At 75.0% G+C, this 3,911-nt stretch carries 5 protein-coding genes; 3 read left to right on the top strand and 2 right to left on the bottom strand.

Annotated elements, in window-relative coordinates:
• The 3 genes from AB0I76_RS24535 to AB0I76_RS24545 all read left to right on the top strand — a co-directional run.
• A partial coding sequence (locus AB0I76_RS24535; RefSeq protein ID WP_357039796.1) for a ComEC/Rec2 family competence protein occupies window positions 1–1,288 on the top strand: 1,288 nt, incomplete at its 5' end.
• A gap of 121 nt (window positions 1,289–1,409) precedes the next feature.
• The gene (gene holA, locus AB0I76_RS24540; protein ID WP_357039799.1) at window positions 1,410–2,390 is read left to right on the top strand and encodes a DNA polymerase III subunit delta; all 981 of its coding nucleotides are present in this window, start codon (window positions 1,410–1,412) and stop codon (window positions 2,388–2,390) included.
• Window positions 2,387–2,872 (top strand): hypothetical protein, encoded by a 486-nt coding sequence (locus AB0I76_RS24545; RefSeq protein WP_357039802.1) that lies wholly within the window; start codon window positions 2,387–2,389, stop codon window positions 2,870–2,872. Before holA ends, AB0I76_RS24545 begins: the two co-directional genes overlap by 4 nt.
• A 109-nt stretch (window positions 2,873–2,981) precedes the next feature.
• Here the strand turns inward: AB0I76_RS24545 and rpsT are convergent, their stop codons facing one another.
• Window positions 2,982–3,248, bottom strand: coding sequence for a 30S ribosomal protein S20 (rpsT, locus tag AB0I76_RS24550; protein WP_357039806.1), 267 nt, complete (start codon window positions 3,246–3,248; stop codon window positions 2,982–2,984).
• A gap of 135 nt (window positions 3,249–3,383) precedes the next feature.
• Window positions 3,384–3,911 (bottom strand): phosphotransferase (locus AB0I76_RS24555; RefSeq protein ID WP_357039809.1); only part of this gene is annotated, 528 nt, incomplete at its 5' end.

Consider the following 3,911-nt stretch of genomic DNA (forward strand, 5'->3'; position numbering starts at 1 on the left):
GGGGCGAGCAGCAGCAGTCCCCCGCTGGCGGGACGCCCTGCGCCGGCGGCGGGTGCCGACCGGGTTCGCGGAGGCGCTGGCGGTGCCCGCCGCGGCGCAGCTCGCCTGTGCGCCCGTCGTGGCCGGGATCTCGGGCACGATCAGCCTGGTCGCGGTGCCGGCCAACCTGCTCGCGGTGCCGGCCATCGCCCCGGCGACCGTGCTCGGGGTGGCGGCGGCGGTGATCTCACCGGTCTGGCCGCCGGGTGCGGAGTTCCTCGCCTGGCTGGCGAGCTGGCCGGCGTGGTGGCTGGTGACGGTCGCCCGGCAAGGGGCCCGGCTGCCGGCCGGCACGCTGCCCTGGCCGGATGGCGTGACCGGGGCGCTGCTGCTGGGCGCGCTCAGCGTGGCGATGCTGGTCGCCACCCGGCACCCCGTGGTCCGCCGACTGGTGGCGGTGGTCGCGGTCGCCGTGGTGCTCGGGGCCCTGCCGGTGCGACTGGTGGCCCCCGGCTGGCCCCCGGCCACCTGGGTGGTCGCCGCCTGCGCGGTGGGCCAGGGGGACGCGGTGGTGCTGCCGGTGGCGCCGGGGCGTGCGGTGGTGGTGGACGCCGGACCGGACCCGGGCGCGGTGGACGCGTGCCTGCGCGGTCTGGACGTACGGGAGGTGCCGCTGCTGGTGGTGAGCCACTTCCACGTGGATCACACCGGAGGCGTCGCCGGGGTGTTCCGGGGACGGCGGGTCGGTGCCGTGCTCGCACCGTCGTGGCCGGAGCCGGCGGCCGGGCGGGACCTGGTCCGAGCCGCCGCGGCGGCGGGCTCCGCCGAGGTGGTGACCGCAGCGGCCGGCTGGCGGTACCGGGCCGGAGCCGTCGAGCTGACGCTGGTGGGTCCGCCGTACCCGCTGCGGGGCACCCGCTCCGACCCGAACAACAACTCCCTCATGCTGCTCGCCACGGTCGCCGGGGTACGCGTCCTGCTCGCCGGTGACGCCGAGACCGAGGAGCAGCGGGCCCTGCTGGACCACCCGCCACCGGGAGGGCTGCGGGCACAGGTGTTGAAGGTCGCCCACCACGGGTCGGCCTACCAGGATCCGGACTTCCTGGACGCGGTCCGCCCCGCGGTGGCCCTCGTGCCGGTGGGCGCGGGCAACACGTACGGGCATCCCAACCCGGCGGTCCTGGGCCGGCTGACCAGGGGCGGGGCGCGGGTGCTGCGGACCGACACCGACGGCGACGTGGCGGTGGTGGCCGGCTCCGGCCTGGCCGTGGTGGTCCGGGGCCTCCGGCCCGGAAACCAGCGCGGGTAGATCGATGCCTGTTCTTGGCTTAAGAGGTGAAGCGAGATAAATGTCTGGATTTGCGCTGAGTGCGGGGTGTGCCACCGGAGTCCGCAGGAGCAGGCTGGCTCCGACCGCCGGCCGTGCGAATATGGGCGGCGTGACCGCCGCCAGCCTCGCTCCCATTCTGCTCGTCCTCGGGGACGAGGAGCTGCTCGCCACGCGCGCGGTCTCCGAAGCGATCGCCCGGGCGCGCGCCGTCGACCCCGACGTGGACGTCCGGGAGTACCAGGCCGGTGCGCTGGCTGTCGGCGAGCTCGCCGAGATGCTCAGCCCGTCGCTGTTCGGCGGACGGCGACTGCTCGTGCTGCGCGCCGGCCAGGACGCCCGCAAGGACCTCGTCGCCGCCCTGCTCGCGTACGCGAAGAACCCCGACCCGGACGTGCAACTGGTCGTGCTGCACCTGGGTGCCGCCAAGGGCAAGGCCTTCGCCGACGGCCTCAAGGCGGCCGGCGCGACGGTCGTCCCGGCCGCCAAGCTCAAGGGCCACCGCGACCGGGTGACCTTCGTCCGCGACGAGATCCGCCGTGGCGGCGGCAGGTGCACCGAGGACGCCGCCGAGGCGCTCATCGCGGCGGTCGGCAACGACCTGCGTGAGCTCGCCGCCGCCTGTTCCCAGCTCATCGCCGACACCGACGGCCGGATCGGCGCGGACACGGTGGCCCGCTACTACCGGGGACGGGTCGAGGTGACCGGGTTCACCGTCGCCGACGCCACCATGGTCGGCGACGTGCCCGGAGCCCTGGAGGCGCTGCGGTGGGCGCTGCACGTCGGCGTCGACCCGGTGCCGATCGCCGACGCCCTCGCCGACGGCGTACGCACCGTGGCGCGGGTGGCGTCCGCCGGGCGGGGCAGCTCGTACCAGCTGGCCAGCACCCTCGGCATGCCGTCGTGGAAGGTCGAGCGGGCGCAGCGGCAGGGGCGCGGCTGGACGCCCGAGGGGCTGGTGCTGGCGATGCGTGCCGCCGCCGAGTGCAACGCGGCCGTGAAGGGCGGCGCGGAGGACCGGGCGTACGCGCTGGAGAAGGCCGTCTTCTCGGTCGTGGCCGCCCGGCAGGGAGGCGCCCGGTGAAGGGACCGCCCCGGGGCTCGTGGGCCACCGTCGCGGTCGACGTGGAGCGGTCACGCCCGCTCTACGCCCGGGCCCTGCGCCTGCGTTTCGTCAACCCGGGCGGGGTGCTCTGCTTCGTCTTCTTCGAGGGGGCCGTCGCGCTCGCCGCGCTGCTCGCCCTCGCCGAACTGGTCACCTGGTGGGCCGTGCTGATCCTGCCGGCCACGGTCGCCGTGATGGTCAAGTTCAACGACCTGGTGGCGGAGCGGGTGGTCCGGTCCGCGGCCCAGGTGCCCGACCAGGAACGAGACCGCTTCCGGCAGCAGATGGAACCGGCCGTCGGCAAGGCCCGGGTGGACTGGATCCTGCACAGCGTGCCGGGTGTCCTCGTGACGACGGACCCTCCGGCGGACTCCACCCGTGCGGCCCCGGGCGGTCACCCGCAGGCGGGACGGGGGAGCGCGGCAGGTCCGGTGCGGCCGGACCGCCACCCGCGGGAGTGACCTGCTCGGCCGATCCACGAGCCGAGCGCTGGACGTGGCGGGCGCCGGACCTGGACAGCCTGAAGCCCCGGGAGTCGCCCCGGGGCTTCAGGTCAGAACGGACGTCGCCTCAGGCGGCGAGCGAACCCACGCGCTTGGAGATCGCGGACTTGCGGTTCGCGGCCTGGTTCGAGTGGATCACGCCCTTGCTGACCGCCTTGTCCAGCTTACGGGAGGCGTCCTGCATGAGAGCGGTCGCCTTCTCCACGTCGCCCGCCTCGGCGGCCTCGTGGAACTTCCGGATGGCGGTCTTCAGCGACGACTTGACCGACTTGTTCCGCAGCCGGCGCTTCTCGTTCTGCCGGTTGCGCTTGATCTGGGACTTGATGTTCGCCACGCGACAGCCTCGTCTAATAGCTCGGGTTGGTCAGCTTGGGCGCGCGACAAGCATGCGTCATCGCTGCGCGAATAGCCAGGTTACCAGGTGGCCCCGGGACGAGCCAAAACGCCTCCCGGGCGGCGCCGGCGCCACTCACCGCCAGTTCCGCCGGCGGGCCAGCCAGGCCAGGGCCCGCTCCCCGTTCCGGCGCTGGTGGGCGGGCAGCTCCGGCGATGCCGTCGGCGGCGTGGGCTCGGTCGCCGTGGTGAGGAGGTAACCGGCCAGCGCCGCCAGCGTGACGTCCACCGCGTCCGGGGGCGTACCGGCGACGGCGGGGTGCCCGCTGAGGAGCGCCGCGAGGTCGGTGTCGGGCCACCCCGCGTCGGAGCCGTCGGCGTACCCGAGGAACAGGGTCACCAGGTCGAACCAGGCCGGCCCGTGGCACAGCCAGGTCCAGTCGAGGAACCAGGCGCGACCGGCGCCGTCGATCAGCACGTTGTCCGGGCGCAGGTCACCGTGGACGAGGCCGGGCGCGGCGGCGGCGTACGCGGGCAGGCGGGACTCCAGGGCGACCAGCTCGGGCAGCCGGTCCCGGACCCCGGCCGGCAGCGCCGGGAGCGGTTCCCGGCCGGTGGCGATGTCGCCCCACCGCAGGAGGTCGTCGCGGGCCAGGTCGGCGAG

Source organism: Micromonospora sp. NPDC049799 (assembly GCF_040656655.1).
In the GTDB taxonomy this organism is placed as follows: Bacteria; Actinomycetota; Actinomycetes; order Mycobacteriales; family Micromonosporaceae; genus Micromonospora.